This is a genomic window from Aquitalea magnusonii (assembly GCF_003202035.1).
In the GTDB taxonomy this organism is placed as follows: Bacteria; Pseudomonadota; Gammaproteobacteria; order Burkholderiales; family Chromobacteriaceae; genus Aquitalea; species Aquitalea magnusonii.
Genome location: NZ_QJKC01000002.1, coordinates 1 through 26,380, shown reverse-complemented (window position 1 = coordinate 26,380; position 26,380 = coordinate 1). Strand labels below are relative to the sequence as shown.

30 protein-coding genes are annotated in these 26,380 nt (G+C 61.0%); 21 read left to right on the top strand and 9 right to left on the bottom strand.

All coding sequences use genetic code 11. The features are described from left to right. Positions 1-3 precede the first annotated feature (3 nt). From DFR38_RS01895 to DFR38_RS01825, 15 genes are all read left to right on the top strand, one after another. Positions 4-492 carry an OmpH/Skp family outer membrane protein gene (locus tag DFR38_RS01895; protein WP_059285468.1) on the top strand — a complete coding sequence of 163 codons (489 nt, stop codon included), beginning with the start codon at positions 4-6 and terminating at the stop codon, positions 490-492. Between the two features lie 52 nt (positions 493-544). Beyond that, on the top strand, positions 545-1,594 hold the full coding sequence (gene lpxD, locus DFR38_RS01890; protein WP_110312922.1) for a UDP-3-O-(3-hydroxymyristoyl)glucosamine N-acyltransferase: 1,050 nt from the start codon (positions 545-547) through the stop codon (positions 1,592-1,594). Beyond that, complete coding sequence (fabZ, locus tag DFR38_RS01885) at positions 1,587-2,039, top strand: 3-hydroxyacyl-ACP dehydratase FabZ (RefSeq protein ID WP_059285467.1); 453 nt, start codon at positions 1,587-1,589, stop codon at positions 2,037-2,039. Before lpxD ends, fabZ begins: the two co-directional genes overlap by 8 nt. A gap of 2 nt (positions 2,040-2,041) precedes the next feature. After that, entirely contained in the window at positions 2,042-2,818 is a 777-nt protein-coding gene (gene lpxA, locus DFR38_RS01880) for an acyl-ACP--UDP-N-acetylglucosamine O-acyltransferase (protein WP_059285466.1), read from the top strand. A 2-nt stretch (positions 2,819-2,820) separates the two neighbouring features. Then, positions 2,821-3,999, top strand: coding sequence for a lipid-A-disaccharide synthase (gene lpxB / locus DFR38_RS01875; protein WP_059285465.1), 1,179 nt, complete (start codon positions 2,821-2,823; stop codon positions 3,997-3,999). After that, a complete protein-coding gene (gene rnhB / locus DFR38_RS01870; protein WP_211310702.1) occupies positions 3,984-4,601 on the top strand; it encodes a ribonuclease HII in 618 nt (205 codons plus the stop codon). Before lpxB ends, rnhB begins: the two co-directional genes overlap by 16 nt. A 12-nt stretch (positions 4,602-4,613) precedes the next feature. Beyond that, on the top strand, positions 4,614-5,114 hold the full coding sequence (locus tag DFR38_RS01865) for a DNA-deoxyinosine glycosylase (RefSeq protein WP_110312921.1): 501 nt from the start codon (positions 4,614-4,616) through the stop codon (positions 5,112-5,114). Positions 5,115-5,583: 469 nt separating this feature from the next. After that, a complete protein-coding gene (locus DFR38_RS01860) occupies positions 5,584-6,273 on the top strand; it encodes an ABC transporter permease (protein WP_059285464.1) in 690 nt (229 codons plus the stop codon). Continuing rightward, the gene (locus DFR38_RS01855; RefSeq protein ID WP_059285463.1) at positions 6,270-6,983 is read left to right on the top strand and encodes an ABC transporter permease; all 714 of its coding nucleotides are present in this window, start codon (positions 6,270-6,272) and stop codon (positions 6,981-6,983) included. The genes DFR38_RS01860 and DFR38_RS01855 overlap by 4 nt, the downstream gene beginning before the upstream one ends. Before the next feature lie 21 nt (positions 6,984-7,004). Further along, the gene (locus DFR38_RS01850; protein ID WP_059285462.1) at positions 7,005-7,772 is read left to right on the top strand and encodes an ABC transporter ATP-binding protein; all 768 of its coding nucleotides are present in this window, start codon (positions 7,005-7,007) and stop codon (positions 7,770-7,772) included. Positions 7,773-7,806: 34 nt separating this feature from the next. After that, positions 7,807-8,931 carry a succinylglutamate desuccinylase/aspartoacylase family protein gene (locus DFR38_RS01845; RefSeq protein WP_110312920.1) on the top strand — a complete coding sequence of 375 codons (1,125 nt, stop codon included), beginning with the start codon at positions 7,807-7,809 and terminating at the stop codon, positions 8,929-8,931. A gap of 180 nt (positions 8,932-9,111) precedes the next feature. Next, entirely contained in the window at positions 9,112-9,330 is a 219-nt protein-coding gene (locus tag DFR38_RS01840; RefSeq protein WP_059285461.1) for a hypothetical protein, read from the top strand. 90 nt (positions 9,331-9,420) lie between these two features. Then, positions 9,421-9,930: a molybdopterin-guanine dinucleotide biosynthesis protein B gene (mobB, locus tag DFR38_RS01835; RefSeq protein WP_110312919.1), complete on the top strand. Its 510-nt coding sequence runs from the start codon at positions 9,421-9,423 to the stop codon at positions 9,928-9,930. Next, positions 9,917-11,119 (top strand): molybdopterin molybdotransferase MoeA, encoded by a 1,203-nt coding sequence (locus tag DFR38_RS01830; RefSeq protein WP_059285460.1) that lies wholly within the window; start codon positions 9,917-9,919, stop codon positions 11,117-11,119. The genes mobB and DFR38_RS01830 overlap by 14 nt, the downstream gene beginning before the upstream one ends. Positions 11,120-11,121: 2 nt before the next feature. Next, positions 11,122-11,466 (top strand): 2Fe-2S iron-sulfur cluster-binding protein, encoded by a 345-nt coding sequence (locus DFR38_RS01825; RefSeq protein WP_110312918.1) that lies wholly within the window; start codon positions 11,122-11,124, stop codon positions 11,464-11,466. Between the two features lie 62 nt (positions 11,467-11,528). On the opposite strand, the gene DFR38_RS01820 is transcribed toward DFR38_RS01825, so the two are convergent. The 6 genes from DFR38_RS01820 to DFR38_RS01795 form a co-directional block, all read right to left on the bottom strand. Further along, complete coding sequence (locus DFR38_RS01820; protein ID WP_110312917.1) at positions 11,529-13,151, bottom strand: CHASE2 domain-containing protein; 1,623 nt, start codon at positions 13,149-13,151, stop codon at positions 11,529-11,531. Positions 13,152-13,172: 21 nt separating this feature from the next. After that, entirely contained in the window at positions 13,173-14,723 is a 1,551-nt protein-coding gene (locus DFR38_RS01815) for a FecR family protein (protein WP_110312916.1), read from the bottom strand. A 192-nt stretch (positions 14,724-14,915) separates the two neighbouring features. Beyond that, the gene (locus DFR38_RS01810; protein ID WP_103524522.1) at positions 14,916-15,734 is read right to left on the bottom strand and encodes an ABC transporter permease; all 819 of its coding nucleotides are present in this window, start codon (positions 15,732-15,734) and stop codon (positions 14,916-14,918) included. Positions 15,735-15,760: 26 nt separating this feature from the next. Continuing rightward, positions 15,761-17,029 (bottom strand): ABC transporter permease, encoded by a 1,269-nt coding sequence (locus DFR38_RS01805; protein WP_059285359.1) that lies wholly within the window; start codon positions 17,027-17,029, stop codon positions 15,761-15,763. 114 nt (positions 17,030-17,143) lie between these two features. Next, positions 17,144-18,169 carry an ABC transporter substrate-binding protein gene (locus DFR38_RS01800; protein ID WP_239688576.1) on the bottom strand — a complete coding sequence of 342 codons (1,026 nt, stop codon included), beginning with the start codon at positions 18,167-18,169 and terminating at the stop codon, positions 17,144-17,146. Positions 18,170-18,238: 69 nt separating this feature from the next. Beyond that, on the bottom strand, positions 18,239-19,345 hold the full coding sequence (locus DFR38_RS01795) for an ABC transporter ATP-binding protein (protein WP_110312915.1): 1,107 nt from the start codon (positions 19,343-19,345) through the stop codon (positions 18,239-18,241). A 270-nt stretch (positions 19,346-19,615) separates the two neighbouring features. On the opposite strand from DFR38_RS01795, the gene DFR38_RS01790 reads away from it, so the two are divergent. The 3 genes from DFR38_RS01790 to DFR38_RS01780 are packed head-to-tail and all read left to right on the top strand — an operon-like array spanning position 19,616 to position 22,239. After that, on the top strand, positions 19,616-21,331 hold the full coding sequence (locus DFR38_RS01790; RefSeq protein ID WP_059285361.1) for a ribonucleoside triphosphate reductase: 1,716 nt from the start codon (positions 19,616-19,618) through the stop codon (positions 21,329-21,331). 40 nt (positions 21,332-21,371) lie between these two features. Further along, positions 21,372-21,557, top strand: coding sequence for an anaerobic ribonucleoside-triphosphate reductase (gene nrdD / locus DFR38_RS21650; protein ID WP_059285362.1), 186 nt, complete (start codon positions 21,372-21,374; stop codon positions 21,555-21,557). Then, complete coding sequence (locus tag DFR38_RS01780) at positions 21,535-22,239, top strand: anaerobic ribonucleoside-triphosphate reductase activating protein (RefSeq protein WP_158527674.1); 705 nt, start codon at positions 21,535-21,537, stop codon at positions 22,237-22,239. The genes nrdD and DFR38_RS01780 overlap by 23 nt, the downstream gene beginning before the upstream one ends. A 48-nt stretch (positions 22,240-22,287) precedes the next feature. Here the strand turns inward: DFR38_RS01780 and DFR38_RS21180 are convergent, their stop codons facing one another. From DFR38_RS21180 to DFR38_RS01770, 3 genes are all read right to left on the bottom strand, one after another. Beyond that, a complete protein-coding gene (locus DFR38_RS21180; protein WP_158527673.1) occupies positions 22,288-22,464 on the bottom strand; it encodes a hypothetical protein in 177 nt (58 codons plus the stop codon). A 207-nt stretch (positions 22,465-22,671) separates the two neighbouring features. After that, positions 22,672-23,283 (bottom strand): hypothetical protein, encoded by a 612-nt coding sequence (locus DFR38_RS20870; RefSeq protein ID WP_146215902.1) that lies wholly within the window; start codon positions 23,281-23,283, stop codon positions 22,672-22,674. 593 nt (positions 23,284-23,876) lie between these two features. Then, positions 23,877-24,527 carry a hypothetical protein gene (locus DFR38_RS01770; protein ID WP_059287448.1) on the bottom strand — a complete coding sequence of 217 codons (651 nt, stop codon included), beginning with the start codon at positions 24,525-24,527 and terminating at the stop codon, positions 23,877-23,879. A gap of 607 nt (positions 24,528-25,134) precedes the next feature. On the opposite strand from DFR38_RS01770, the gene DFR38_RS01765 reads away from it, so the two are divergent. The 3 genes from DFR38_RS01765 to DFR38_RS21825 all read left to right on the top strand — a co-directional run. Next, positions 25,135-25,602 carry a MarR family winged helix-turn-helix transcriptional regulator gene (locus DFR38_RS01765; RefSeq protein ID WP_059287449.1) on the top strand — a complete coding sequence of 156 codons (468 nt, stop codon included), beginning with the start codon at positions 25,135-25,137 and terminating at the stop codon, positions 25,600-25,602. After that, positions 25,589-26,032: a hypothetical protein gene (locus tag DFR38_RS01760; RefSeq protein ID WP_211310700.1), complete on the top strand. Its 444-nt coding sequence runs from the start codon at positions 25,589-25,591 to the stop codon at positions 26,030-26,032. The genes DFR38_RS01765 and DFR38_RS01760 overlap by 14 nt, the downstream gene beginning before the upstream one ends. 228 nt (positions 26,033-26,260) lie before the next feature. Next, a partial coding sequence (locus tag DFR38_RS21825; RefSeq protein WP_146215901.1) for a helix-turn-helix domain-containing protein occupies positions 26,261-26,380 on the top strand: 120 nt, incomplete at its 3' end.

The following is a 26,380-nucleotide window of genomic DNA, read 5'->3' as shown; positions in this document are numbered from 1 at the left end:
AACATGAAATCTTCTTTCAAATGGTGGCTGGCGGGGCTGGCCCTGCTCAGCCTGCAGGCCACTGCGGCTGATTTCAAGCTGGGTTTTGTCAATATCGAGCGGGTATACCGCGAAGCTGCGCCGGCCATCGCCATCCAGAAAAAACTGGACAAGGAGTTTGCCGACCGCAGGGCCGAGCTGAAAAAAATGGAAAACCGTGCCAAAGAGCTGGAAGTCCTGTTGGCCAAGAGCACGTTGTCCATTGACGACCGCAAACGCTACGAGCGCGAATATGCAGCGCTGGATCGCGACTATCGCGCCAAGGGGCGTGAATTGTCCGAAGACTTCAATCAGCGTCGCAACGAAGAGTTTGCCTCGGTGCAGGAGCGTGCCAACCGCGTGCTGCGGCAGATTGCCGACCGCGAGCAGTACGACCTGATCCTGCAGGATGTGGTTTATGTCAATCCCAAGTTCGATTTGACCGGCAAGGTGTTGAAGGAACTTGAGAAATAATCCTGCCTAACAGTTACGGGAGAAGCCGACCCGTGGTCGGCTTTCATTTTTGATGGCGTACACGCTTTCTCATATCGTGGCCCGCCTTGGCGGCGCACTCGAGGGCGCAGACCGCATGGTCGAGCGTCTGGCACCGCTGGATGTGGCGGGGCCGGCCGATATCACTTTTCTGTCCAATCCCAAGTACCGCAAGCAGCTGGACAGCTGTGCGGCCGGCGCGGTGATCGTTTCCCCCAAGCTCGCGGCCGAGCTGGATCCGGCACGCTCCTGGATCGTGGTGGACGACCCTTATCTGTACTTTGCCAAGGTGGCCACGCTGTTCCATCCGCCGGCCCAGCCACAGCCTGGCCTGCACGCCACTGCGGTGGTGGGCGAGGGCAGTGTCATCGCCGCCAGCGCCGAGGTGCGTGAGCATGTCAGCATCGGCCGTGACGTGGTCATTGGCGAGCGCTGCATCCTGCATCCTGGCGTGGTGATCGGCGACGGCACCGTGCTGGGCGATGATGTGGTGCTCTATCCCAATGTCAGCGTCTATCACGGCTGCCTGCTGGGCAACCGTGTGGCCGTGCATTCCGGCAGCGTGATCGGTGCCGACGGCTTTGGCCTGGCCTGGGCCAAAGACCACTGGTTCAAGATTCCGCAAACCGGTCGCGTCATCATCGAGGATGATGTCGAAGTGGGGGCCAATACCACCATCGACCGCGGTGCGCTGGCCGACACCATCATCCGCCGTGGCGCCAAGATCGATAACCTGGTGCAGATTGCCCACAACGTGCAGATCGGCGAACACACGGCGATTGCCGGTTGTGTCGGCATTGCCGGCAGCACCCGGATCGGCGCCCACTGTACTGTCGGTGGGGCGGCCATGTTCGTCGGCCATATCGAGGTGGCGGACAAGACGCATATCGGTGGCGGCACCCTGGTGTCCAAATCCATCCGCCAGCCGGACACCTATGCCTCGTCCTATCCGCTGCAAACCATGAAGGAATGGCTGGGTAACGCCGTTCATGTAAGACATCTGGACGATCTCGCCAAGCGCATAAAACAACTCGAACGCGAGATCGGCAAACTGAAAGAACCTGAGGACAACGCCAATGACTGAACACGCCGTGACGATTGATGTACGGGAAATCATGCAGTGCCTGCCGCACCGCTACCCCTTCCTGCTGGTCGACCGTGTCACCGAATTGGTGCCGAATACCCGTATCAAGGCACTGAAGAACGTCACCATCAACGAGCCCTTCTTCTGTGGCCATTTCGAACAATATCCGGTGATGCCGGGTGTGCTGATCATCGAAGCCCTGGCACAGGCTGCCGGCATCCTGGCGATCAAGAGCCAGGGAGCGCGTGCTGACAATGAGCTGTATTTCTTTGTCGGCATCGACAAGGCGCGCTTCAAGCGTCAGGTCGTGCCCGGTGATCAGCTGATCTTTGAAGTGGAAGAAATCACCACCAAGCGTGGTATCGGCAAGTACACCGCCCGTGCGCTGGTGGACGGCCAGGTGGCTTGTGAAGCCGAAATCATGTGTGCCAAGCGCGAGGTCTGATCATGGCCATTCACCCGACAGCCATTGTTGATCCCAAAGCCAGCATCGCCGCCGATGTGGAAATCGGTGCCTACTCCATCATCGGGCCGGATGTCAGCATAGACAGCGGCACCTGGGTGGGGCCGCACGTGGTGATCGAAGGCCATACCAGCATCGGCAAGAACAACCGCATTTTCCAGTTCAGCTCGCTGGGCGCCATCCCGCAGGACAAGAAATACGCAGGCGAGCCGACCCGGCTGGAAATCGGTGACAACAACACCATCCGCGAATTCTGCACCTTCAATATCGGTACCGCGCAGGATGTGGGTGTCACCCGCCTGGGCAACGACAACTGGATCATGGCCTATGTGCATCTGGGCCATGACTGCCAGATTGGCAATCACACCATTTTTGCCAATAACGCCACCCTGGGCGGCCATGTGCATATCGGCGACTGGGTGATCCTGGGTGGTTTCACCAGCGTGCACCAGTTTGCCATCATCGGCGATCACGCCATGACCGCCTTTGCCAGTGCGGTGGCGCAGGACGTGCCGCCGTATGTGATGGCGCATGGCAACCGTGCGGTGCCGGCCGGCATCAATGCCGAGGGCCTGAAGCGCCGTGGCTTCACGCCGGAGCAGATCCGCCGCGTGCGCAATGCCTACAAGGCGCTGTACCGCCAGGGTCTGCAATACGATGCCGCCAAGGAAGCCATCCTGGCCGAAGCCCAGCAAGGCCATGCCGAGCTGGAGCCGTTTACCCGCTTCTTTGCCCAGTCCGAGCGAGGCATCATCCGCTGACCATGTCCGAACCCTTGTTCAAGCGTAAAGGCGCGCTCAAGGTGGCCATGGTGGCTGGCGAAGCCTCTGGCGATCTGCTGGCAGCCCACCTGATGGAGGCGCTGCAAGCGCGCCATGCGGATATCGAATTTGCCGGTATCGGCGGCCCGCGCATGGAAGCGCGAGGTTTTACCTCGATGGTGCCGCAGGAAAAACTGGCCGTGCGCGGCTATGCCGAGGTGCTGCGCTGTCTGCCTGAGCTGCTGCGTATCCGCCGCACTCTGCGCGCACAGTTGCAGGCCGAAAAGCCGGATGTGTTTATCGGGGTGGATGCGCCGGACTTCAATCTGGCGCTGGAAGCGGCTTTGAAGAAAAGCGGCATTGCCACCGTGCACTATGTCAGCCCCTCGGTATGGGCATGGCGGCTGGAGCGTATCTACAAGATAGGCAAGGCAGTCAATCGCGTGCTCTGCCTGTTTCCGATGGAGCCAGCGCTGTACCAGCAAGCCAAGGTGCGGGCGGACTTTGTTGGCCATCCGCTGGCCCATGCCATCCCCATGGTGCCGGACCAGCTGGCCATGCGCGAACAGCTGGGTTTGCCACGGCAGGCGCCGGTATTCACCCTGATGCCGGGTAGCCGCAAGAGCGAGCTGGAATTCATGGCCCCGCTGTATATCGAGGCGGCGCGCATCCTGCTGCGCGATTATCCGGATGCCACTTTCCTGGTGCCCCTGGCCACCCGCGCCACCATGGATCTGTTCGACCGCTTGCTGACCCGCCACAAAGCCTGGGATCTGCCGCTGCGCAAGCTGTTCGGCCATGCGCAGATGGCGATGATTGCCAGCGATGTGGTGCTGGTCACCAGTGGCACCGCCACACTGGAAGTGGCACTGGCCAAGCGACCGATGGTAATCAGCTACAAGCTGTCCTGGCTCACCTATCAGCTGGTCAAGCGCAAGATCAAGCTGCCGTATGTGGGGCTGCCCAATATCCTGTGTGGCCGCTTTGTGGTGCCGGAACTGCTGCAAAAGGATGCCACGGCAGTGAAGCTGGCGGCCGAGGTCAAGCGCCTGTATGTCGATCAGGATGCCAGGGTGGAGATGGTGCAGGCCTTTACCGATCTGCATCAGTCACTGCTGGCCGATACGGCGGAACTGGCTGCCACCGCCGTATTGCAGGAGGCCGGATGTCACAGCGCCTGAGCCTGCTGGCCGCTGACGAGCTGATCGCCGGCGTGGATGAGGCCGGACGCGGCCCGCTGGCCGGGGCGGTGTTTGCCGCCGCGGTGATTCTCGATCCGGCGCGGCCCATTGCCGGGCTGGCCGATTCCAAGGTATTGAGCGAGGTCAGGCGCGATGCCCTGGCCGTCCTCATCAAACGCGATGCGCTGGCCTGGTGTATCGCCAGTGCCAGCGTCGAGGAAATCGACCAGCTGAATATCCTGCACGCCACCATGCTGGCGATGAGCCGGGCGGTGGACGGGCTGGCAACACAGCCGGGCAGGGTGCTGATCGATGGCAATCGCGTACCCAGGCAGATCAGCCTGCCGGCGGAAGCCATCGTCAAGGGCGATGCCAAGGTGCAGGCCATTTCCGCCGCCTCCATCCTGGCCAAGACCGCTCGCGATGCCGAGCTGGTGGCGCTGGATGCCCTGCATCCGCAATACGGCTTTGCCCGCCACAAGGGCTATCCCACCGCCGAACACCTGGCTGCGCTGGAAGCGCATGGTGTGCTGGCGGCGCATCGCAAATCCTTTGGCCCGGTCAAGGCCTGGCTGGCCCGGCAGCAGGGTCAGCTGTTCTAGCTGCTGCTGCCCATGAGCGATAGCGCCAAATCCTGTTTCCCGCCGGTGGTGAATGCGCAAACCCGTTTGCTGATCCTGGGGTCCTTGCCCGGCGATGCTTCGCTGCGGGCGGCGCAATACTATGCCCACCCGCGCAACCAGTTCTGGCGTTTGCTGGGCGAGCTGCTGGATGATGATCTGCCGGGGCTGGACTACCCAAGCCGGCTGGCGGCACTGCAACAACACGGTATCGGGCTGTGGGATGTGGTGGCGCAAGCACGGCGGCCGGGCAGCCTGGATGCAGCCATCCGCGACCTCAGCCCCAATGACCTGCCGGCGCTGTGTGCCAGCCTGCCGGCCTTGCGTGCCATTGCCTTCAATGGCGGCACCGCGGCAAGCATCGGCCGCAAGCAGCTGGCGGGCATGGTCAGCCAGCCATTGCTGTTTGATCTGCCTTCTTCCAGTCCTGCCTATACCCTGTCTTATCCAGCCAAACTGAGCCGCTGGTTGGCCTTGCGCGCCGTGCTGGCCTGAGCCGGTTTTGGTGCTGGCCGCAACACTTTTGCGATAATTGCATATACAAATCATGGCGGCTTGCTGCCAGATCCAGCCGCTCCGTTGGTGCCGATCTGCATGAGCGGCCTGATTTATATTGCAACAAAAACAGTTATTTGCCGCTATTTCCCTCTTTGTTTCATACGCATGTCTATCTGGCAGGCGGCTGTGTCTCCGCTGCTGGCATGCTGCGCATGCACAATAAAAAATCATTGTATATACAATAAGGCTTGATTAGGATCGTGACAGATGTGTTGCCGCAATGGCTGCCATCGCCGGGCGCGACCGGCTGAGAATCGTCCAGCAAGGACGGCCGACCGGTCGCTTTACCCTCTACCAGGAGAAATGTCATGAACCACCCTTCTGCCCGCCAGATCCGGCTGGCAGCGTCAGCTGCTGCCGTGCGCCATTCCCATCATTCACCGTGTCCTTCCGTCAGGAGATAGCCATGTTCCTGTCCGGATTCGGCCCGCTCATTCTGGCGGGTACTTGGGTGACACTGAAGCTGTCGCTGTTGTCGCTGATCCTGGCCATGCTGATCGGTCTGGCCGGTGCCAGTTCCCGGCTGGCCAAGGGCCGTCTACTGCGTGGCTGGGCCACCGCCTATACCACCTTGATTCGCAGCGTGCCCGACCTGGTGCTGATGCTGCTGCTGTTCTACAGCCTGCAACTGGGGCTGAACCAGTGCACCGAGGCGCTGGGCTTGGCGCAGATCGACATCGACCCCTTTCTGGCCGGCGTGGTGACCCTGGCCTTCATCTATGGCGCCTATTTCACCGAGACCTTTCGCGGCGCCTTCCTGTCGGTGCCGGCTGGGCAGATCGAAGCGGCCATCGCCTATGGCATGACGCCATGGCAGAGCTTTCGCCGGGTGTTGTTTCCGCAGATGATGCGCTTTGCCCTGCCGGGCATTGCCAATAACTGGCAGGTGCTGATCAAGGCCACCGCGCTGGTGTCCATCATCGGGCTGGCCGACATCGTCAAGGCCACCCAGGACGCCGGCAAGGCCACCATGCAGATGTTCCTGTTTGCCGTGGTGGGCGCGCTGATGTACCTGCTGATCACCACCGTGTCCAATCTGCTGCTGATCTGGCTGGAAAACCATTACTCGGCCGGTGTGCGCAAGGCGGTGCTATGAGCGAGATCATCCAGAATTACTGGCAGGCCTGGCTGTGGAACGACGGCTATCACCTGTCCGGCGTGGCCATGACCCTGTGGCTGCTGATTGCCTCGGTTGCCTGCGGCTTTTGCCTGTCCATCCCGCTGGCGGTGGCGCGGGTGTCGTCGCGGCGCTGGATCAGCGGGCCGGTATGGTTCTATACCTATGTGTTTCGCGGCACGCCCTTGTATATCCAGCTGCTGATCTTTTACTCGGGGGTGTACAGCCTGCATGTGGTGCGCTCGGTCGACCTGCTGGAGCACTTTTTCCGCGAGGGTCTCAACTGCACCATCCTGGCCTTTGCCCTCAATACCTGCGCCTATACCACCGAGATCTTTGCCGGCGCCATCCGCGCCATTCCCTATGGCGAAATCGAAGCGGCACGCGCGCTGGGCATGTCGCCCTGGGTCAAGTACACCCGCATCATCATTCCCGCCATGCTGCGCCGGGCACTGCCTTACTACAGCAATGAAGTCATCCTGATGCTGCACGCCACCACCGTGGCCTTTACCGCCACGGTGCCGGACATCCTCAAGGTGGCGCGCGATGTCAATGCCGCGACTTACGCCTCCTTCGAGGCCTTCGGCATCGCCGCCGTGCTGTATGCCTGCATCGCCTTTGCCCTGGTCGGGCTGTTCCGCCTGTGTGAAAAACGCTGGCTGGCCTTTTTGCGCCCCATGGGCCATTGATACGGATTCGGAAAGATTGCCATGTACAAATTGACTGTGAACGGCCTGCACAAGAAATACGGCCAGCATGAAGTGCTCAAGGGGGTTTCGCTCAAGGCCAGGGCCGGCGATGTGATCAGCATCATCGGCTCGTCCGGCTCGGGCAAGAGCACCTTTTTGCGCTGCATCAACTTTCTGGAGCAGCCTTGCGCCGGCGAAATCAGCCTGAATGGCGAGCTGCTGCAGACCGTGCTGGACAAAAAGGGTAGCCAGCGTCCGCGTGATCCGAAACAATTGCAGAAAATGCGCACCGAGCTGTCCATGGTGTTCCAGCATTTCAATCTGTGGTCACACATGACCGTGCTGGAAAACATCATGGAAGCGCCCATGCATGTGCTGGGCCTGAGCCGTGCCGAAGCGCTGCAGCGCGCACGCAAATACCTGGCCAAGGTGGGGCTGACCGAGCAGCAGGAAAACAAATACCCGGCCCATCTGTCCGGTGGCCAGCAGCAGCGGGTGGCCATTGCCCGTGCCCTGGCGATGGAGCCGGAGGTGATGCTGTTTGACGAACCCACCTCGGCGCTCGATCCGGAGCTGGTGGGCGAAGTGCTGCGGGTGATGCAGGCACTGGCCGAGGAGGGCCGCACCATGGTGGTGGTGACGCACGAGATGGGCTTTGCCCGCAATGTGTCCAATCATGTCATCTTCCTGCACCAGGGGCGGATCGAGGAAGAAGGCCACCCGGCCCAGGTGCTCAGCCAGCCCAAAAGCGAACGCTTGCAGCAGTTTTTGTCCGGCAGCCTGAAGTAATACTGCCGGCATCTCACATCATCAGGAGTCATTCATGCGAACGGAAATTCACCCGCTGCTGTCGCCCAGCCTGGGCACCCAGCGCAGCATCACCAGCTTTCATTTCGGCGCTGCCGGAACAGGTGGCTGGCCGCGCAAGGTGTATATCCAGGCCAGCCTGCATGCGGGGGAGATTCCCGGCATGCTGGTGGCGCACAAGCTGCGCCAGCAGTTTGCTGCGCTGGAGCAGCAGGGCCTGTTGCAGGCCGAGATCGTGCTGGTGCCGGTGGCCAATCCCATCGGCCTGGCCCAGCAGCTGCATTACCAGCCGCAAGGCCGTTTCGATCTGGAAAGCGGGGAAAACTTCAACCGCCTGTACAGCGAACCTTCGGCCCGCGTGCTGCCGCAGCTGGCCGATAGCCTGACGCAGGATGCCCATGCCAACCGCGACATCATCCGCCAGGCGCTGCGTGCTGCCATTGCGGCCGAGCCGGTCAACACCGAGCTGCAAAGCCTGCGCCAGACCCTGCATCTGCTGGCCATCGATGCCGATCTGGTGCTGGACCTGCACTGCGACTTTGCCGGCCCGGTACATATTTACGCGCATAGCGAGCACTGGCCGCTGGTGGAGGCGCTGGCTGCCCACCTGCAATGCGGGGCGTCCCTGCTGGCCGATGCCTATGGCGTGATGCCCTTCGACGAAGCGATCTTCCTGCCCTGGGCCAAGATTCGAGCTGCCTTGCCGCAATTCCCCGTGCCATTCGACAGCGTGGCGGTGACGGTGGAGCTGCGCGGCGAGGGTGATGTCAGCCATGCGCTGGCCGATCAGGACAGTCAGGCCATTCTGCATTACCTGACCGGCTGCGGCGTGATCCGTGGCGCAGCGCGGCCGGTCCCGGCACTGCCGCATCCGGCCACGCCGCTGGATGGCTCGGAAACCCTGATCGCGCCGCATGCCGGGGTGATTGTCAGCCTGGCCGAGCTGGGCAGCGTGGTGCAGGCGGGCGATGCCATCGCCGAGGTGATCGACCCCGTCAGCGGCAGCAGCACCATCCTGCGCGCGGGCACGGCCGGGGTGTTCTATGTGTTTGCCCGCCATCCCTATGTCACCTGTGGTGGCACGGTGGCTAAGATCGCCGGGGCCAGCCCGCTAGGCAAGGGCAATCTGCTGGGAGCCTAGCGCGCGCGGCCCGGCACTAGCCTGCCGGGTGCGCAAGGGCAAGTGCAGGGCGGGTGGTTTGTGGTGTTTTCCATCCCTAGTCACGGTTGCCATGGCTTTGCCGTGGTCGAAAACTTGCAGTTTGCTGCCGCTTGCACCGATATTGGTAAGGTAAGTGCATCTACAGGAAGGAGGGGCAGCATGAGTCGCTATTGCATCTGGTTTGTCACGCCCGACGACACGGTCATGCGGCGTGCCGAAGTCGCCATCAATGGCAGTATCCATTGTCATCAGGTGCTGGAAGAAATCGAGGCGCAACTGGCGCTGGATTGCGGGCTGAGCCAGGTGATGATCGTGGACTGGAAGCGTTTCGAACAGCCCGAGGAGCAGACGACTCATTTTGCCCGGGCGGTGGCCTGAGTACCGAATAACTAGGTCATCCGGCTGAATGATGGGGCAGGGGCACATGTTATGATGCGCTCCTGCCCCATTTTATCGAGTAGCGCCGCCATGTATGTTCTGGGAGTCGCCGGCTATTCCGGCAGCGGCAAGACCACCTTGCTGGAAAAAATCATTCCGCTGCTGCTGGCCGCTGGCGTGGATGTGGCCGTGATCAAGCACACGCACCACGATGTGGACTGGGACCAGCCCGGCAAGGACAGCTGGCGGCATCGCCAGGCCGGCGCGCGGCAGGTCTTGCTGGCAGGGGCGCAGCGCCGCCTGCTGGTGGAAACCCTGCCGCAGGGCAATGATGCGCCGCTGGCCGCCCATGTCGCAGCCCTGCGTCCCTGTGATCTGGTGCTGGCCGAAGGCTTCAAGCACGAAGCCATTCCCAAGCTGGAAGTGTATGATCCGGCGCTGGGCCATGCGCCGCTTTACCTCGACGATGCTCAGGTGCTGGCGGTGGTTTCCGATGCACCACTGGCGACTGCGCTACCCGCTTTTACCCGGAACGATGCCGCCGGCCTTGTCCGTTTCATTCTTGCCTTGCTGGAACAACATCAAGATGCTCACCGTTGATCAAGCCCGCGACTGGCTGCTACAGCGCGCCAGGCCGCTTACCGCTACCGAAACCGTTCCGCTGCTGCAGGCGCTGGGTCGCATTCTGGCGACGCCGCTGCTGGCCAGCCTGGATGTGCCGCCGCACGACAACAGCGCCATGGACGGCTATGCCCTCAATACCGCGGATGCCGGCCAGCCGCTGCCGCTGTCACAACGCATTGCTGCCGGTTGCCAGCCGCAGCCGCTGCAAGCGGCCACCGCGGCGCGCATCTTTACCGGTGCGCCCATTCCTGCCGGTGCCGATGCCGTGGTGATGCAGGAAATGGCCGAGCTGCAAGCCGATGGCCGGGTGGCGTTCAGCCAGAGTCCCCGTCCCGGACAGAATATCCGCCGTGCGGGCGAGGATATCCGCCGCGGCAGCCAAGTACTGAGCGCCGGGCAGCAACTGACTGCCGCGCATCTGGGCCTGGCAGCCTCCATCGGTGTGGCCGAGCTGACCGTGTTCCGGCCGCTGCGGGTGGCGGTGTTCTTTACCGGTGACGAGCTGGTCGAACCGGGGCAGCCGCTGGCCGCCGGACAGATCTACAACTCCAACCGCTACTGGCTGGTGCCGGAGCTGATGCAGCTGGGCTGCGAGGTGACCGATCTGGGCATCGTGCCCGATTCGCTCAGCCGCACCCGCGAAATCCTGCAGGACGCTGCCGCGCTGGCGGATGTCATCATGACTTGCGGCGGGGTGTCGGTAGGCGAGGAAGACCACGTCAAGGCGGCAGTCGAGGCCGAAGGGGCGCTCGACTTGTGGAAAATCGCCATCAAGCCGGGCAAGCCGCTGGCCAGCGGCCGGGTTGGCCAGGCGGGCTTTGTCGGCCTGCCGGGCAATCCGGTGTCCGGCTTTGTCACTTATCAGGTGCTGGTCAAACCCTATCTGCAGCGCTGTGCCGGCCTGCTGGCCGATATCGGCCAGGCACCCCGGCAGTATCCGGCCGGATTTGTCTGGGACCGCCCCGACAGCCGGCGCGAGGAATTCCTGCGGGTGAAGCTGGTGCAGCAGGATGGCCAGTGGCAGCTGCAGCCTTACCCCAACCAGGGCTCCGGTGTGCTGACCTCCTGCGCCTGGGCCGACGGTTTGGTGCGGCTGGCGGCCGGCCAGCAGGTGCAGCCGGGCGATTTGCTGGAGCTGTTGCCGATCGGGCGCTTCGGCTGCTAGCCATGCCGCAGCTGCGATTTGTCGACCAGCAGCAGCGGCTGCTGGCCGAGCTGGAGGCCCAGCCCGGTGAACTGTTGCTGGATGTGGCGAGGCTGGCGGAGGTCCCGCTGCACTGGCGCTGCGGGCAGGGGACATGTGGCACCTGCAAGGTGCGTATCAGTCATGGCGGCCCGCTGCAGCCGGTGAGCTTGGGGCGCAAGGAGCGCAATGTCCTGCTGCGGGCCGGCTTGATCGACCAGGCCGCCGCTGGCACCGAGTGCTGGCCGGATGTGTCATCCGGCTGGCGGCTGGCCTGCCATCTGACGGTGGGGGAAGAGGACTGGCTGGTGCTCTGTCCGCAAGATTAGCACTCATGCAAAAGGCAGCCTGATGGCTGCCTTTTTTATGGACATCTCTCGGACATTGCCGGCTAGCTGGATGCCGGGCTGACCACATTGCGGCCGGAGCGCTTGGCGATATACAGGGCGCCATCGGCTTCTTCGTAGATGCGTTGGGCCGTGTCGTCTTGCTGGGGGATGCGGGCAGCCACGCCGATGCTGCAAGTCACCTTGTGCAGCGGGCTGCCATCATGCGGCAGGTCGAGGTCTTCCAGCCGCTGGCGGAAGGTTTCGGCGGCATCGACCGCATCCTGCATGGTGGCGCCGGGCATCAGCACGCCGAATTCTTCGCCGCCCAGGCGTGCCGGCAATTCGCCCTTGCGCTGGAATGATTCGCGCAGCACATGGGCCACGCGCTTGAGTACCATGTCGCCGGCATAGTGACCGTACTGGTCGTTGTATAGCTTGAAGTGGTCAATATCCAGCAGGACAAAGGCCAGCGGCTGCTGGGCGTTGCGCTGGCGTTCGATGGCCGGAATGAACACTTCGTCAAAATGGCGGCGGTTGGCCAGCTGGGTCAGCCCGTCGGTGGTGGCCAGCGTCTGCAGGCTGGCCTGGCGGATGATGAAGCGGGTCAGGCCGGCCAGCACCAGTACCAGCATGCTGCTGGCCGGAGCGAACCAGATATGGCCAAGGTTTAGCAGCAGCATGGATGCGCCGGCCACCAGCAGGGTGGCGGCGGGATAAGCCAGCAGCACCGTTCGTTGCCGGCTCCATGGGGTCAGCAGGTAGTCCAGTGCCACGATCAGCAGCAGGGTCAGCAGCCCCTGGCGCAGCAGGTTCAATGGCCGGATCAGGCTGTTATCCTGCAGGCCGCGCAGCAGATAGGCATTGATCACCACGCCGGGCATGCCGGCCGAATTGGCGGAAATCGGGGTGGTGTGCATATCCCCCAGCCCGGCGGCGGTCACCCCGATCAGCACGATGCGGTTGCGGAAAGTCTCGCGCTCGGCATTGGACAGGGCATCGATATACGACATGCGTTCGAAGGGTTCGGCACCATTGCCAAACGGCACCAGTACTTCGTCGTCGCGCACCCAGGATTCGTCGCTGCCATGGAAGGGCAGTTTCAGGGCCGGGGCGGGCAGGCCCTGTGCCACCTCGTACACTGCCTTGGCAAAGCCGGGAAAGTCGGCAGAGCCAAGACCGGCCATCAGATAGGTACGGCGGATCACGCCGTCGTTATCGCGCTCGAAGTCGGTGTGTCCCAGCCGGTTGGAGGCCGCCGCCAGTAAGGGTATCGGCCGGGTTTCGGTGAGGGTGTCGCCGGCGCTTTCCGGAAACACCGGGCTGACCACCTTGCCATTGCGGCGGATGGCCGCAGCCAGCGACTGGTCGGGTTGGTTGCTGGCGAGCGTGCTTTCCGCCAGGGCGATGTCGAGGCCGACGGCCTTGGCGTATTGCAGCTGATCGATCAGGCGGGCGTGCAACTCGCGTGGCCAGGGCCAGCTGCCCATCTCGGCCAGGCTGCGGTTGTCCACTTCGATCAGGATGGGATCATCGGCGCTCTTGTGCAGGGTGTGCCGGCTGAGCGCCGCATCGTAAAACCAGTAATCCAGCCGCTGCACGGCACCGGTCAGCGCCAGCAGCAGGCCGAGCAGCCCCGCCAGCAGCGGCAGCAGTTGATATGACCGGTGTTTTATCGGTGATGGCATGCGCGTATTTTATGCGATTGCTCATTGGATGTTGATTTTTTCAATCGCTTCCACCGCGTGATATCCATCATCGCCATTGATTTCGAGTTGGGCAAAGTACTGGCCGCGCGGCAGTGTGTCCAGCAGCCAGGCCGGCTGCGGCCGGGTGTCGTGATAACTGATGTTTTGCATGGTCGGATTATCCGCCAGCTTGAGCGTGTAGCGGGCTCCGCTCACCGGGTAACGCCGCCCCAGCAGGGCCGGGGTGTTGTTGCCGATGCTGGAGAACAGGCCCTTGACCAGCACTTGCTGGGTATCGCTGTACGGGCCGGGCTGGCCCTGTTCATCCAGCCGCGCCACGCGCCAGAACCACTGGCCCTTGTCCGGCAGCTGCAGGGTGATGTCGCCGTCCTGCAGCGTCAGGCTCTGGCTGATGCTGGCAAAGTCGCTGCTGCGGGACAATTGCAGCTGCACGGGCTGCTGCGGGCTGGCCAGCAGCTTGAGCGGCAGCGACTGTGTGCGGATTTCCTGCACGCCGGCGGTGCCAAACAGCAGCGGCGGTGGCGGGAAGGCGGCCAGGGTAAAGGTCTTGCTGCTGTCGTAGCCTTCCAGTCCGTGCTGGTTGCGTGCGCGTGCCGACAGCAGGTATTCGCCATTGGCGGGCAGTGCCGGGAACAGCTGCGGAGCGGCCACCGTGCGTTCAGCCAGCAGGCGGCCATGTTCGCCCGGCCCGCGCAGCTTGATGCGGTAGGCCACGGCCTGCTGGTCGGCCGCCCATTTCAGCAGGGGCGGGTTGAAACTGCTGCTTGCCGGCAGCGGGCCCAGATCCGGGGCGGCAGGCAGGGCCTCCGGGGCGCTGGGTTTGCCGGAGCCTGAAGCCAGGGTGCCAAAGCCGGCCGGGACATCGACCTGGGCCTTGCTCTTGCCGCTGACGCTGACCTTGCCACGCAGCACCTCGGTCATGGTGGCGCTGACCGACTCGGTATTGACGCGGAATTCGGTGCCGCGCACGGTGGTGACCGCCGATGGCGTGCGGATCTGGTAGCGGTTGGGCATCAGGATGTTGGGAATCACCGAGCTGCCGGCATTGCCCTTGTCCAGCTTGATTTCGGTTTTGGCCGAGCCGGTGCTGGGATAGTAGATTTCGTTTTGCAGCTGGGCGCTGGAATTGGCGTTCAGCAGCAGGGTGGAGCCGTCTTCAAAGCGCAGCTTGAGCATGGCGTCGTTGCCGGTCTGGAACTGTACGCCCTTGGGATAACGCATGTCCTTGTTGATGGGTAGCGGCTTGCCCTTGGCATCGTGTGCGCTGACCTCGCCGGAAAACTCTTCGATCTGTGCGCTGGAGGGATGCTGCCTGACCCAGGGATAGGGCACCTTGATCCGGCTGCCCGGCGTCAGGCGGTAGGGGTCGGCAATGTGGTTGAGGCTTTGCAGGCGCGGCACATAGGCGGGAGAGGACAGGTGCTGGTCGGCAAACGACCACAGCGAATCCCCCGGCTTGACCTGGTATTCCCAGGTGGCCGAGTCGCTGCCCGGGGCGGCAAACAGGGAGGAGCTAACAAGGAGCAGGCTTAATGCCGGGATAAGTCGCATAAACAAACTTGCACAGGAATGGGCGCACGGGGCGCAGACTTCCTGAATACTAAGCTGCTGGCCGCGGATTACAAGCAACAGCGGTTCCGCCGGCAAACTGAATAATGATTTCTTGACAAAAATCAGGCCGACCTGTTATGGCCGGCCTGCAATGCTCTGCAATGGATGGAGCAGATGAGGGAATGTTTGCAATCAGCTGGTACGCAGACGCTCGCTGCGGCCGCGCAGCCATTCCAGTGTCAGCAGCAGCAGGATGGAGAAGCCGATCAGCAAGGTGGCCGCTGCCGCAATGGTGGGGCTGAGGTTTTCGCGAATGCCGCTGAACATCTGGCGCGGCAGGGTGGCCTGTTCCGGGCCGGCCAGGAACAGCGTCACCACCACTTCATCAAACGAGGTGGCAAAGGCAAACAGCGCACCGGAAATCACCCCCGGCGCAATCAGCGGCAGGGTGATGCGGAAGAAGGTGGTGATGGGCGAAGCACCCAGGTTGGCTGCCGCACGGGTCAGGTTGTGGTTATAGCCCTGCAGGGTGGCGGTCACGGTGATGATGACAAAGGGTACGCCCAGCGCGGCATGTTCCAGGATCAGCGTGGTGTAGCTGTTGTCCATGCCCAGCGGGGCAAAGAACAGGTAGCTGGCCACGCCGACAATCACCACCGGCACCACCATCGGCGAAATCAGCAGGAACATGATGATGCCCTTGCCACGGAATTCGCCACGGGTCAGACCGATGGAGGCCAGCGTGCCCAATACCATGGCCAGCACGGTGGCGGCCGGGGCCACGATCATGCTGTTCTGCAAGGAGCGGATCCACTCCGGTGCGCTGAACAGGTCCTGATACCAGCGGAAGGAGAAGCCGGTCAGCGGGTACACCAGGAAAGAGCCTTCGTTAAAGGACAGCGGAATGATCACCAGCACCGGCATGATCAGGAACAGCAGGGTCAGGCCGCTGGTAATGCGCAGAACGTAGTGCCACACCTTTTCGATGGGCGACATGGTCGGGTTCAGCATGGTTATGTCTCCGTGAAGGGTGAGGGTTAGCCCAGGCGCAGGCTCTTGGCGCCTACCAGCCAGTTGTAAACGATGTACAGGATCATGGTGGCGGCCAGCAGCAGGCCGCCCAGTGCGGTAGCCATGCCCCAGTTGATCGAGGTGTTGGTGTAGAAGGCCACGAAGTAGCTCACCATCTGGTCGTTCGGGCTACCCAGCAGGGCCGGGGTGATGTAGTAGCCGATGGACAGGATGAACACCAGCAGCGCACCGGCACTGATACCGGCCACGGTCTGCGGGAAGTACACGCGCCAGAAGCTGGCAAACGGGTGGCAGCCCAGCGAGATGGCGGCTTTCATATAGCTGGGGGAGATGCCTTTCATCACGCTGTAGATGGGCAGGATCATGAAGGGCAGCAGGATGTGCACCATGGAGATGTACACGCCGGTGCGGTTGAACACCAGTTGCAGCGGATGATCGATCAGGCCCAGCCATTGCATGGTGGAGTTGATCAGGCCACCGGATTGCAGCAGCACGATCCAGGCGGCAACCCGTACCAGCACGGAGGTCCAGAACGGCAGCAGCACCAGGATCATCAGCAGGTTGCTGGTGCGGGTGGGCAGGTTGACCAGCAGGTAGGCCAGCGGGTAGGCCAGGGCCAGCGCAATGGCGGTCACCACCAGGCTCATCCAGAAAGTACGGGTAAAGATGTCCAGGTAAATGGCCTGGTCCGGGGCGGAGCGGCTGATTTCGCCCAGATCATCGATGCGGTGATCCATGGCGGCCAGCAGGTAGAACGGGGTCTGGCTGCTGGTGTTGCGGCGGATGGCCTGCCAGTAGGCCGGGTCACCCCAGCGCTCGTCCAGATTGGTCAGCGCGTCCTTGTAGGATTTCGGGGCCGGGTCCATCGGCAGGGCACGGGCAGTCTTGTTGAGCAGGCTGCGGTAGCCGGCCACTTCCATGTTCAGGCGTTTGCCCAGATCACCCAGCTTCTGGTCATCGTGTGCTTGCTGGATGTCCTGTGCTGCCGCGGCATACACGGTTTCCGGCGGCAGGGCGCGGCCGCTCCAGCTGGAGATGGCCTTGACCGTGTGCGGCATGGCGTCCACCACTTCCGGGTTGTTGACGCTCTTGAATAACAGGCTGGTAATGGGCAGCACGAATACCAGCAGGATAAACAGCACCAGCGGCAGGATCAGCAGCTGGGACTTGAGTTTGTTCATGCGCTCGGCGCGGGCCAGCTTCTGTTTCAGCGAACGGCCGGCCTCCGGCAGGGTGGCTGCGACAGCGGTGGTGGGTGCAGAGGAAGCGGTCATTCTTCCGGCTCCGGATCAGGTAAGGGGTGAAACCCCCTGGGGATGAACCCCCGAGGGGGCGGACCTGCTGCCGGATATAAAAGAGCCGGCAGCAGTCATGCGTGTTGCAGCTGCTTACTTGGCAGCCCAGGCGTTGAAGCGTTGTTCCAGCGATTCGCCGAAGTCAGCCCAGAAAGCCACATCCACGGCGACACCGCTCTTGATGTTTTGCGGAGCGGTCGGCAGGTCAGCCACCAGCTTCGAGTCCAGCAGCGGTACGGCTTTCTTGTTGGTCGGGCCGTAGGCGATATTCTGCGAGTACACCTTCTGGTTTTCCGGCTTGCTGGCGAAAGCGATGAACTTCAGCGCAGCGTCCTTGTTCGGCGAGCCCTTCGGGATGGCCCACGAATCAAAGTCATACATGCCGCCGTTCCAGACGATCTTCAGGTTCTTGCCTTCCTTCTGGGTGTTGGCGATACGGCCGTTGTAGGCCGAGCTCATCACCACGTCGCCGGATACCAGGTACTGCGGCGGTTGCGCGCCGGCTTCCCACCACTGGATGTTCGGCTTCAGCTGGTCCAGCTTCTTGAAGGCGCGGTCCACGCCGGCCGGGGTGGCCAGTACCTTGTACACGTCTTTCGGTGCCACGCCGTCAGCCATCAGCGCTACTTCCAGGGTGTACTTGGCACCCTTGCGCATGCCGCGCTTGCCCGGGAATTTCTTCACATCCCAGAAATCCTTCCAGCTGGTCGGGCCAACCTTCAGCTTGTCGGCGTTGTAGGCCAGTACGGTCGACCATACGAAGATGCCCACACCGCAGGACTGGGCAGCGCCCGGTACGAAATCAGCCTTGTTGCCGATCTTGCTGTAGTCCAGCTTTTCGAACATGCCTTCATCGCAACCGCGGGCCAGTTCCGGGGATTCCACTTCCAGCACGTCCCAGGACACGCTCTTGGTGTCGACCATGGCTTTGACCTTGGCCATTTCGCCGTTGTACTCGCCGCCCACTACCTTGATGCCGGTAGCCTTGGTGAAGGGGGCGTAGTAGGCCTTTTCCTGGGCAGCCTTGTTGGCGCCGCCGAAGGAAATCACGGTCAGGTCACCGGCCAGGGCAGTCTGAGCACAGCAAGCAGCAACCACGGCCAGCGAAAGAGCTTTCATGCATTTCTTCATTTGATAGATCTCCTATTGTTTTAGGACTACAGCTACACCTTACTCACTCGCACGCACTCACTCGGCCAGTTCGACGGGATCGAGCGCTCTTACGTGTTCTACATTCCAGCCCAGCGAAATCACATCGCCCACTGCCAGCTTGGGGTCGAGCGTGGCGATAGGCTGTTTGACGATGAAACTGGAGTTGCCACAGGCTTCCATGCGGATGCGCACGTGGTCGCCCAGATAGATGAATTCGCGCACGCGGCCGGAGAAGCGGTTTTGCTCCTGCGCCACGTTCAGCTTGATGCGTTCCGGACGGATGGACAGCGATACCGGTGCGCCGGGGGCGGCATCGTGAATGGCCATGGCTTCCACGCGCTCGCCGTTTTCCAGGCCCACGGTGCAGCGCTCGCCATCGCGGCTGAGCAGCTTGCCATGCAGGCGGTTGTTTTCACCGATGAAGTTGGCGACAAAGGTATTGCGCGGATGCTCGTACAGGCCTTGCGGGCTGTCGATCTGCTGGATTTCACCCTGATGGAACACGGCCACGCGGTCGGACATGGTCAGCGCTTCGCTCTGGTCGTGGGTCACATACACCACGGTCACGCCCAGCCGTTCGTGCAGATGCTTGATTTCCATCTGCATGTGTTCGCGCAGCTGCTTGTCCAGCGCACCCAGCGGTTCGTCCATCAGCACCAGTTGCGGCTCGAATACCAGGGCGCGGGCCAGGGCCACGCGCTGCTGCTGGCCACCGGACATCTGGCCGGGGTAGCGGTTGGCAAACTTGTCCAGCTGCACCATGGACAGGGCACGCTTGACGCGCTCGGTGACGTCGGTCTTGTCCATGCCGCGCACTTTCAGCGGGAAAGCCAGGTTCTCGGCCACGGTCATGTGCGGAAACAGCGCGTAGTTCTGGAACACCATGCCGATATCGCGCTTGTGCGGCGGTACGCGGTTGAGCGAACGCTCGCCCAGCATGATCTCGCCGGCGGTCGGGGTTTCAAAGCCGGCCAGCATCATCAGGCTGGTGGTCTTGCCGGAGCCGGACGGACCCAGCAGGGTCAGGAATTCGCCCTTGCGGATATCCAGATTGAGATCCTTCACGATCAGGGTCTCGCCGTCGTAGCTCTTTTGTACGTTCTTGAAGCGGACCAGGATGTCGCTTGCGTTCGTTTCAGCCATGACCACTCCTGTTTAAATGGTGATGACTGAATTGTAAAAAGTGGATGACAGCAGGGGTATCGGGGGGCTGCGGATTTTACTGTCAGGAAAAATGCTGTAGTCCTGTAGGGCAATCCCTACAAGACAGCAGCATGAAAAACCGGTGCCACCCTGGTGCAAGTGGCCGGCAGGGGCGGCACTTGATCCGCATCAAGCCTTTTCCAGCTGTGACTTTGCTGCGCTAAAAATCAATATATAGTGTCTGAAAATTTCAAGGCACTACATATTGTTATGAAAAAACCTGTCATGGTCAGTCCGCTTGCCACGCTGGACGAATACCTCAGCCGCGCCGACTGGCGCGTCTCTGCCAATGCCAACCAGGGCTACAGCCTGGGCGGGATGATTCTGAATGCCGCCGGCAAGCTCACCGCCAACTACTGGCTGGATGGCATCTACCCGGCGGCAGTGGCCCAGGCCCACCGCGAGGCCGATTTCCACCTGCATGATCTGGATGTGCTGGCCGGCTACTGCGCCGGCTGGTCGCTGCGCCAGTTGCTGCACGAAGGCTTCAATGGCGTGCCGGGCCGGGTGGAATCGGCCCCGCCGCGCCACCTGAGCGCGGCGCTGGGGCAGATGGTGAATTTTCTGGGCACCCTGCAAAACGAATGGGCCGGCGCACAGGCTTTTTCCAGCGTGGACACCTACCTGGCCCCCTTCATCAAGCGCGATGGCCTGAGCGATGCCCAGCTGGAGCAAGCCATGCAGGAGTTTGTCTACAACCTGAATGTGCCCTCGCGCTGGGGCACGCAGACACCATTTACCAACCTCACCTTCGATTGGCGCTGCCCGGCCGACCTGGCGGAACAGATCCCGCTGATTGCCGGCGAGGAAATGCCGTTCTGCTATGGCGACTGCCAGCCGGAAATGGACCGCATCAACCGCGCCTTTCTGCGGGTGATGGCCAGCGGCGACGCCCATGGCCGCGCCTTCACCTTTCCCATCCCCACCTACAACATCACCCCGGATTTCGACTGGGACAGCGCCAATGCCGATTTGCTGTTCGAGCTGACGGCCCGCTACGGCCTGCCGTATTTCCAGAATTTCCTCAATTCCGATCTGGAGCCGCAAATGGTGCGCTCCATGTGCTGCCGGCTGCAGCTGGACCTGCGCGAACTGCTCAAGCGCGGCAACGGCCTGTTTGGCAGTGCCGAACAGACCGGCTCGCTAGGCGTGGTCACCCTTAATTGCGCACGGCTGGGCTACCGCTTTTGCGGCGACTGGGCCGGCCTGCTGGCCGAAACCGACCGCCTGCTGGCCCTGGCCTGCGACAGCCTGGAAATCAAGCGCCGGCGGGTACAGGGCTGGATGGACGATGGCCTCTATCCTTACACCAGGCGCTATCTCGGCACGCTGCGCAATCACTTCTCCACCATCGGCGTAAACGGCATCAATGAGCTGGTGCGCAATTACAGCCGCGATGCCGACGACATCACCACCGCCCATGGCCAGCAGCTGGCGCTGGAGCTGCTCGACCACATCCGTGCGCGCATGGTGCAAATGCAGGAAAGCACCGGCCATCTGTACAACCTGGAAGCCACCCCGGCCGAGGGCACCACCTACCGCTTTGCCCGCGAAGACCGCAAGCGCTACCCCGGCATCCTGCAGGCCGGCACGGACGCCCAGCCTTACTACACCAATTCCAGCCAGCTGCCCGCCGGCCATACCGACGACCCCTTCGCCGCGCTCAGCCACCAGGAGCCGCTGCAGCGCCGCTATACCGGCGGCACCGTGCTGCACCTGTATATGCGCGAGGCGATCAGCAGCAGTGCAGCCTGCAAGCAGCTGGTGCGCCGCTCGCTGCAACGCTTCCGGCTGCCCTATGTCACGGTCACCCCCACCTTCTCGGTGTGTCCGCAGCATGGCTATCTGAGTGGCCACCACGAATACTGCCCCAAGTGCGATGCCGAACTGCTGGTCCGCACCATGGCAGCCACTGCCGCCAGCTGAGGCTGACACGCTTTCACCCGTCCCTTTACAGGAGAACACCATGACAACCCCAACCCGACACCCCCAGGTCATCAGCACCGCACAACTCGACCCGGCCCTGCGTACCCGCTGCGAAGTGTGGACCCGCGTGATGGGCTATTTCCGTCCAGTCTCGGCCTTCAATGTGGGCAAGCAGGGCGAGTTTGCCGAACGCCTGCATTTTGATGAACAGCATCTGCATCACTGAGCCCGGCTTGCCATTGGCCGGCATCGAGCCGTTTTCCAGCTGCGACTGGCCGGGACGGCTGGTGGCCACCGTGTTTGTCGCCGGCTGCCCCTGGCGCTGCGGCTATTGCCACAACCCCGGCCTGCAAGCCCGCAGTGCCGGGAAACTGGACTGGCCACAGGTGCGCAGCATGCTGGCGGCGCGCGTCGGTTTTCTGGACGGCGTGGTGTTCTCCGGTGGCGAGCCCACGCTGGCCCCGCAGCTGGCAGACTGGATGCACGACGCCCGCCAGCCGGGGCTGGCCATCGGCCTGCACACCGCCGGCATCTACCCGCAGCGGCTGGCCGCGGTGGCCGGGCTGGTGGACTGGATCGGGCTGGACATCAAGGCCGCCCCCGGCGGGGTGGATGCTGTCACCGGTGTGCCGGGCAGCGAAGCCCGCATGTGGCAGGCGCTGGATATTGCGCTGGACAGCGCCGCTGAACTGGAATGCCGCACCACACTGGACCCGCGCGTAATGACGGCAGACAGCCTGTACCGGCTGGCCGACAACCTGCAGGCCAAAGGCGTGCGCCACGCCGCTTTGCAGCAGGGGCGGGATGGCACAGGGCAGGCGCTGTTTGATGCCAGCTGCTGGCCAGGCCCGTCCGTGCTGGACTACTGGCATCAGGCCTTTCAGCAGTTCAGCTGGCGTCACGCTTAGCTGTCGCCAGCCAGCGCCATTACCCACTCAGCCTGCCCCTGCCGGATGTCACACCGGGCAGGCTGCCTGTTCCGCACGCAGCAGCTGTCGGGCCAGCCGGCGATGCAAACGCTGATGACAGGCAGCGGCCAGCCCCAACAACTCGCCATTATTCACGGCAATACCTTGCGCCGCGGCAATCTGCTGCGCCAGTGCCGGCAGCAGCCTGTTCAACCAGTCATGCAAGTGCCGCGCCAGCGGTTTGCCACTGCGGCGCAAGGCGCGCAGCAAGCCAGGTGCGGGCCAGTATTCCTTAGCGCCTGCCCTGTTTGAGCGATTGGACCTTAGCCAATCGCGAGTTCAGGCGCGCCTTCCAACGGGGAATGTCGGAACTCGCTTGCATGCCTTAAAGGCAGGAATGTGCGTAGCGGTGGAGGCTAGGTGCAAGGCGAATTAATAATCAATATTGATCGATTTCAATTTTTCTACAGTTGAATCATTTTCTACATTGGGAATAAAGAATCTTTTTCCTTTCATTGATTCGGTTTCAGCATCGATTATAGCGTTTACAATTCCCATTCCTATGGCGCCCCCCACTAATTGCGCTTTTGTCGCACTAAATTTGCCTGGATTATTCTGATTATTTACATTGTTAATGGTTAATGCGGTGGTATCTATATTGTATGTTACAACATTTTCTGTTTCAAAAATGTAAAAAATCTTCGGAGTGTCATTTTTTCCTTTTGGGAGCCAAAATCCGCCTTTGCGAAGTCGATATGGGGAGTCTTTTCCACCTTTTTCGAAAAAGGATCGGCCCGCTCCAAGATAGAAAGTACCATATTCATTTTCTTTGTCGGCCAAATACACTCCAGGCATTATACCCCACTCCACGTAGATATCGAATATGGCTGATGGTTTTGATTTTATGACTTTGGATACTGCCTCCGTAAGAGTGGCTTTTTTTACAAATGCAACATCGGAAAGATTCTGATTTTCGGGAGTGGATGTGGATGTGCATCCTAATGTGAGGCAGGTGGCTATCGGCAAGATAATGAAATTTTTCAAATCAACTCCCGTACGGCTGAGTGGTAAAACATCAAATATCTACTTGGATGTCAACATCGCTTAAATATCAGATGTGGGTAGGACGAGGCTTGAGATGGTGATTTTGGCCGGACGGCAAGTTCTTAATATTAAAGTTATTACTGTCGCTGATTGCCATGTACGCATATCACGCACTTCAAGTCATTTGTCAGTGTTTCAGTATAGAAAACACAATCTTCCAGCCTGCTTGACCATGCCTTGGCAGATTCTCATTTGAAGCAATGAAATCAGTGGGTCCGTCAAGCATGCCGACGGGTGACCGGGGCGAGGTGTTAAGCGCCTGCCTCGGGCGGGACCTGTCGGGCAGCCGCAGGCCATGCTTGTGAGGTTGCCATTGGCGGGTAAAGTTTGCAGATCGGCCATGACGACCAGGCGCTTTGCTTAACCGGCACCAGAGCACGAAGTGCGTAGGATGTCGACATGGCTCATGAAAATCCCGAAGGTATGGCCATGTCGGCGTCTGCCTTGAGCCCGCAATTAAGCAGGGGAGCGTAGGCATGGTGTTGCGCTTGCAATTACCGCCCGTGTGTCGCAGGCCAGTTGGCAAGGCTAATTTAGAACTGCTTCAGTAGATAGTCGTAGGTAGATTCGAGTGCCACGACGTAAGGAGCCTTGCCCTCTGGTACTTTCATTGGCGAGACACCGCGTACAAATACCCGTTTGCCATTGATCTCCACGTCAAGCCAAGTGACGAAAGACGCACCATTATTTGGATTTTCCTGCGTAGTCGAAATGCCGCGCTTCCACTCACTATCACCGGCAGTGCTGGTAAACAGTGCTGGGTCAATGATCGAAACAGAGCCTCCAAGATCGTTATTGACAGATGATGAAGCAAGGACGGCTCCAGCAGCTCCAAACACAGAGCCGAGCGCTCCTGCGCGAAGCGAGCCTTGCATGTTCTGATACACGACAAAGTGATGGACCTTCACGCTTATGGGGGATGCATCACCAAAGTGCTCGTACACGCGATGCTGAAGCAACCGCAAAGCACGGGGTTCCGTGGCAATGTCACCAAGTCGGAAGATGCCGTAGCGCTCACTTGTAATGAGATAACTGAATATTTCGCGTTTGTTTTCTTCTGCAGGGTGAATGTCTTGAAGTGTTACGGCCTGGGACTTGCCAAGGTCACTTACTGCGATCTTCGGTGGCGTAACGGCGCAAGCAGACAGCAGAATAGAGAGGATGCAGGTAATAAGTCGTTTCATAAGAAAATGTCGTTTGTGGATTTGAACTACCAGGGAAAATGTGGGGCCAGAACGGTTGGCTGAACGGATAGCTACGGCATGTGCGCACAAAAAGCCTGACAGTTTTTATACGGGCACTAGGGGCTGTATATCAATTCATACTGCTGCTGGCCATTATCTTACTCAAATATCATATTTTCAAGCCATTTGTCATGGGCATGCCTGAATAACAACCCACTATCCGCCTGACACCATGCCGACGGTGGCCGGGGCGAGGTGTTAAGCGCCTGCTTTGTTTGAGCGATTTGACGATAGCCAATCGCGAGTTCAGGCGCGCCTCGCTCCGGGTGGGTCCCGGAGGGTAGCCACAGGCCATGCTTGTGGGGTGGCCTTGGAGGTGAAGGAGGGCTTGGCCAGGCTAGTCTTGCAGCCGACGGCACGAGCGGCAGCACCTCATCATCCGCAATGACGCATCCCCCACTGGCGCCAGGCCAGGGTGGTAATCCGCTGACAGGCCATCTTGTTGCATTGCATCGACACACAGGATGGTGTGCACTCAGAATAATTGACAACTGGTTTTCATTGTTGGAAACTGGTTGTCAATTTAGTCGTCAGCGAGACTTTCCCGATGCAAACTGAAATTTCCCAGCTCCTATCAGATACGGTTATCGCGCTCTTCCAGGCAAATGGAAAATTACTGGAATGGGGTGATGCATTCACCGCACCCTACGGCCTGACCAGCGCCAGGTGGCAAATCCTCGGCGCGATTGCCCTGGCCAGCCACCAGCTAACCGCCCCGCAAATTGCCGAGCAAATGGGGGTTTCGCGCCAGGGCGCACAAAAACAACTGAATCTGCTGCTTGAGGATGGCCTGCTTGAGAAGCTGCCCAATCCGTCCCATCTGCGCTCGCCGCTTTACCGCCTGAGCACGCAGGGCAGTGCGCTGTTCGAACGTGTCAATCAGGCTTGGCAAGTGCATGCAGCCAAAAGCGGCGCGGCATTCACGGAGCAAGCGCTGGCAACCACGCTGCACACCTTGCGCCTGATTGCGCAGCTGCATGAGATGCCGCCACAAGGAGAGCATGATGAAACGTAATGTTCACGCCATTGCCGGCGTGCTGGCCTTTTGTTTTATTGCGGTATTCTGGACCTCGACCATGGTTGCCGAGCTTTTCTTCGACCACGCCGCGGTTGCCAGTGTGAAGCTGGCCATCAGCTATGCGCTGATTGCATTTGTTCCCTGCATGGCCATCGTTGGTGCAACCGGCTTTGCCATGGGGGGCAAGAGCACTTTCCCCACCCTGGTGGCCAAACGTCGGCGCATGCCCATCATCGGCGCCAATGGACTGTTGATATTGATTCCGGCGGCGATTTTTCTTTGCAGCAAGGCCCAGTCCGGCGAGTTTGATCGCAGCTTTTACACGGTACAGCTTCTGGAATTACTCGCCGGTGCGGTTAATCTTTTCCTGATGGCACAGAATATCCGTGCCGGGCGGCAAATGTCTCGGCGGCATCGCCGGTCTTAGCGTGTTGGGCGGCAGTTGCCCACGCCTGCTGGTGCTTGCAAGCAGGCTTCCCTCACCGTCCATGGCGAGTCGCGCGCCGCTGGGTTGTCACCGTACAGCTAAAAGCAAAAAACCAAATCGCGGGTCTCGCCCCGCCGTCGAGGTACTTTGCTTTTGCTTCGCCAAAAGAAAGTACGGCGGTTTCAAGAGCTAAGTGCAACACCAACCAATTAAAGGTTAAGTTGTTGCATGCAAAGAACTTATGAGCACCTCAGTGCCGAAGAACGCGGGTTCATCATGGCAATGAAACAGCAGGGAGAGAGTGCCAGGGCCATTGCAAAGGCATTGCACCGGGCTCCCAGCACGATT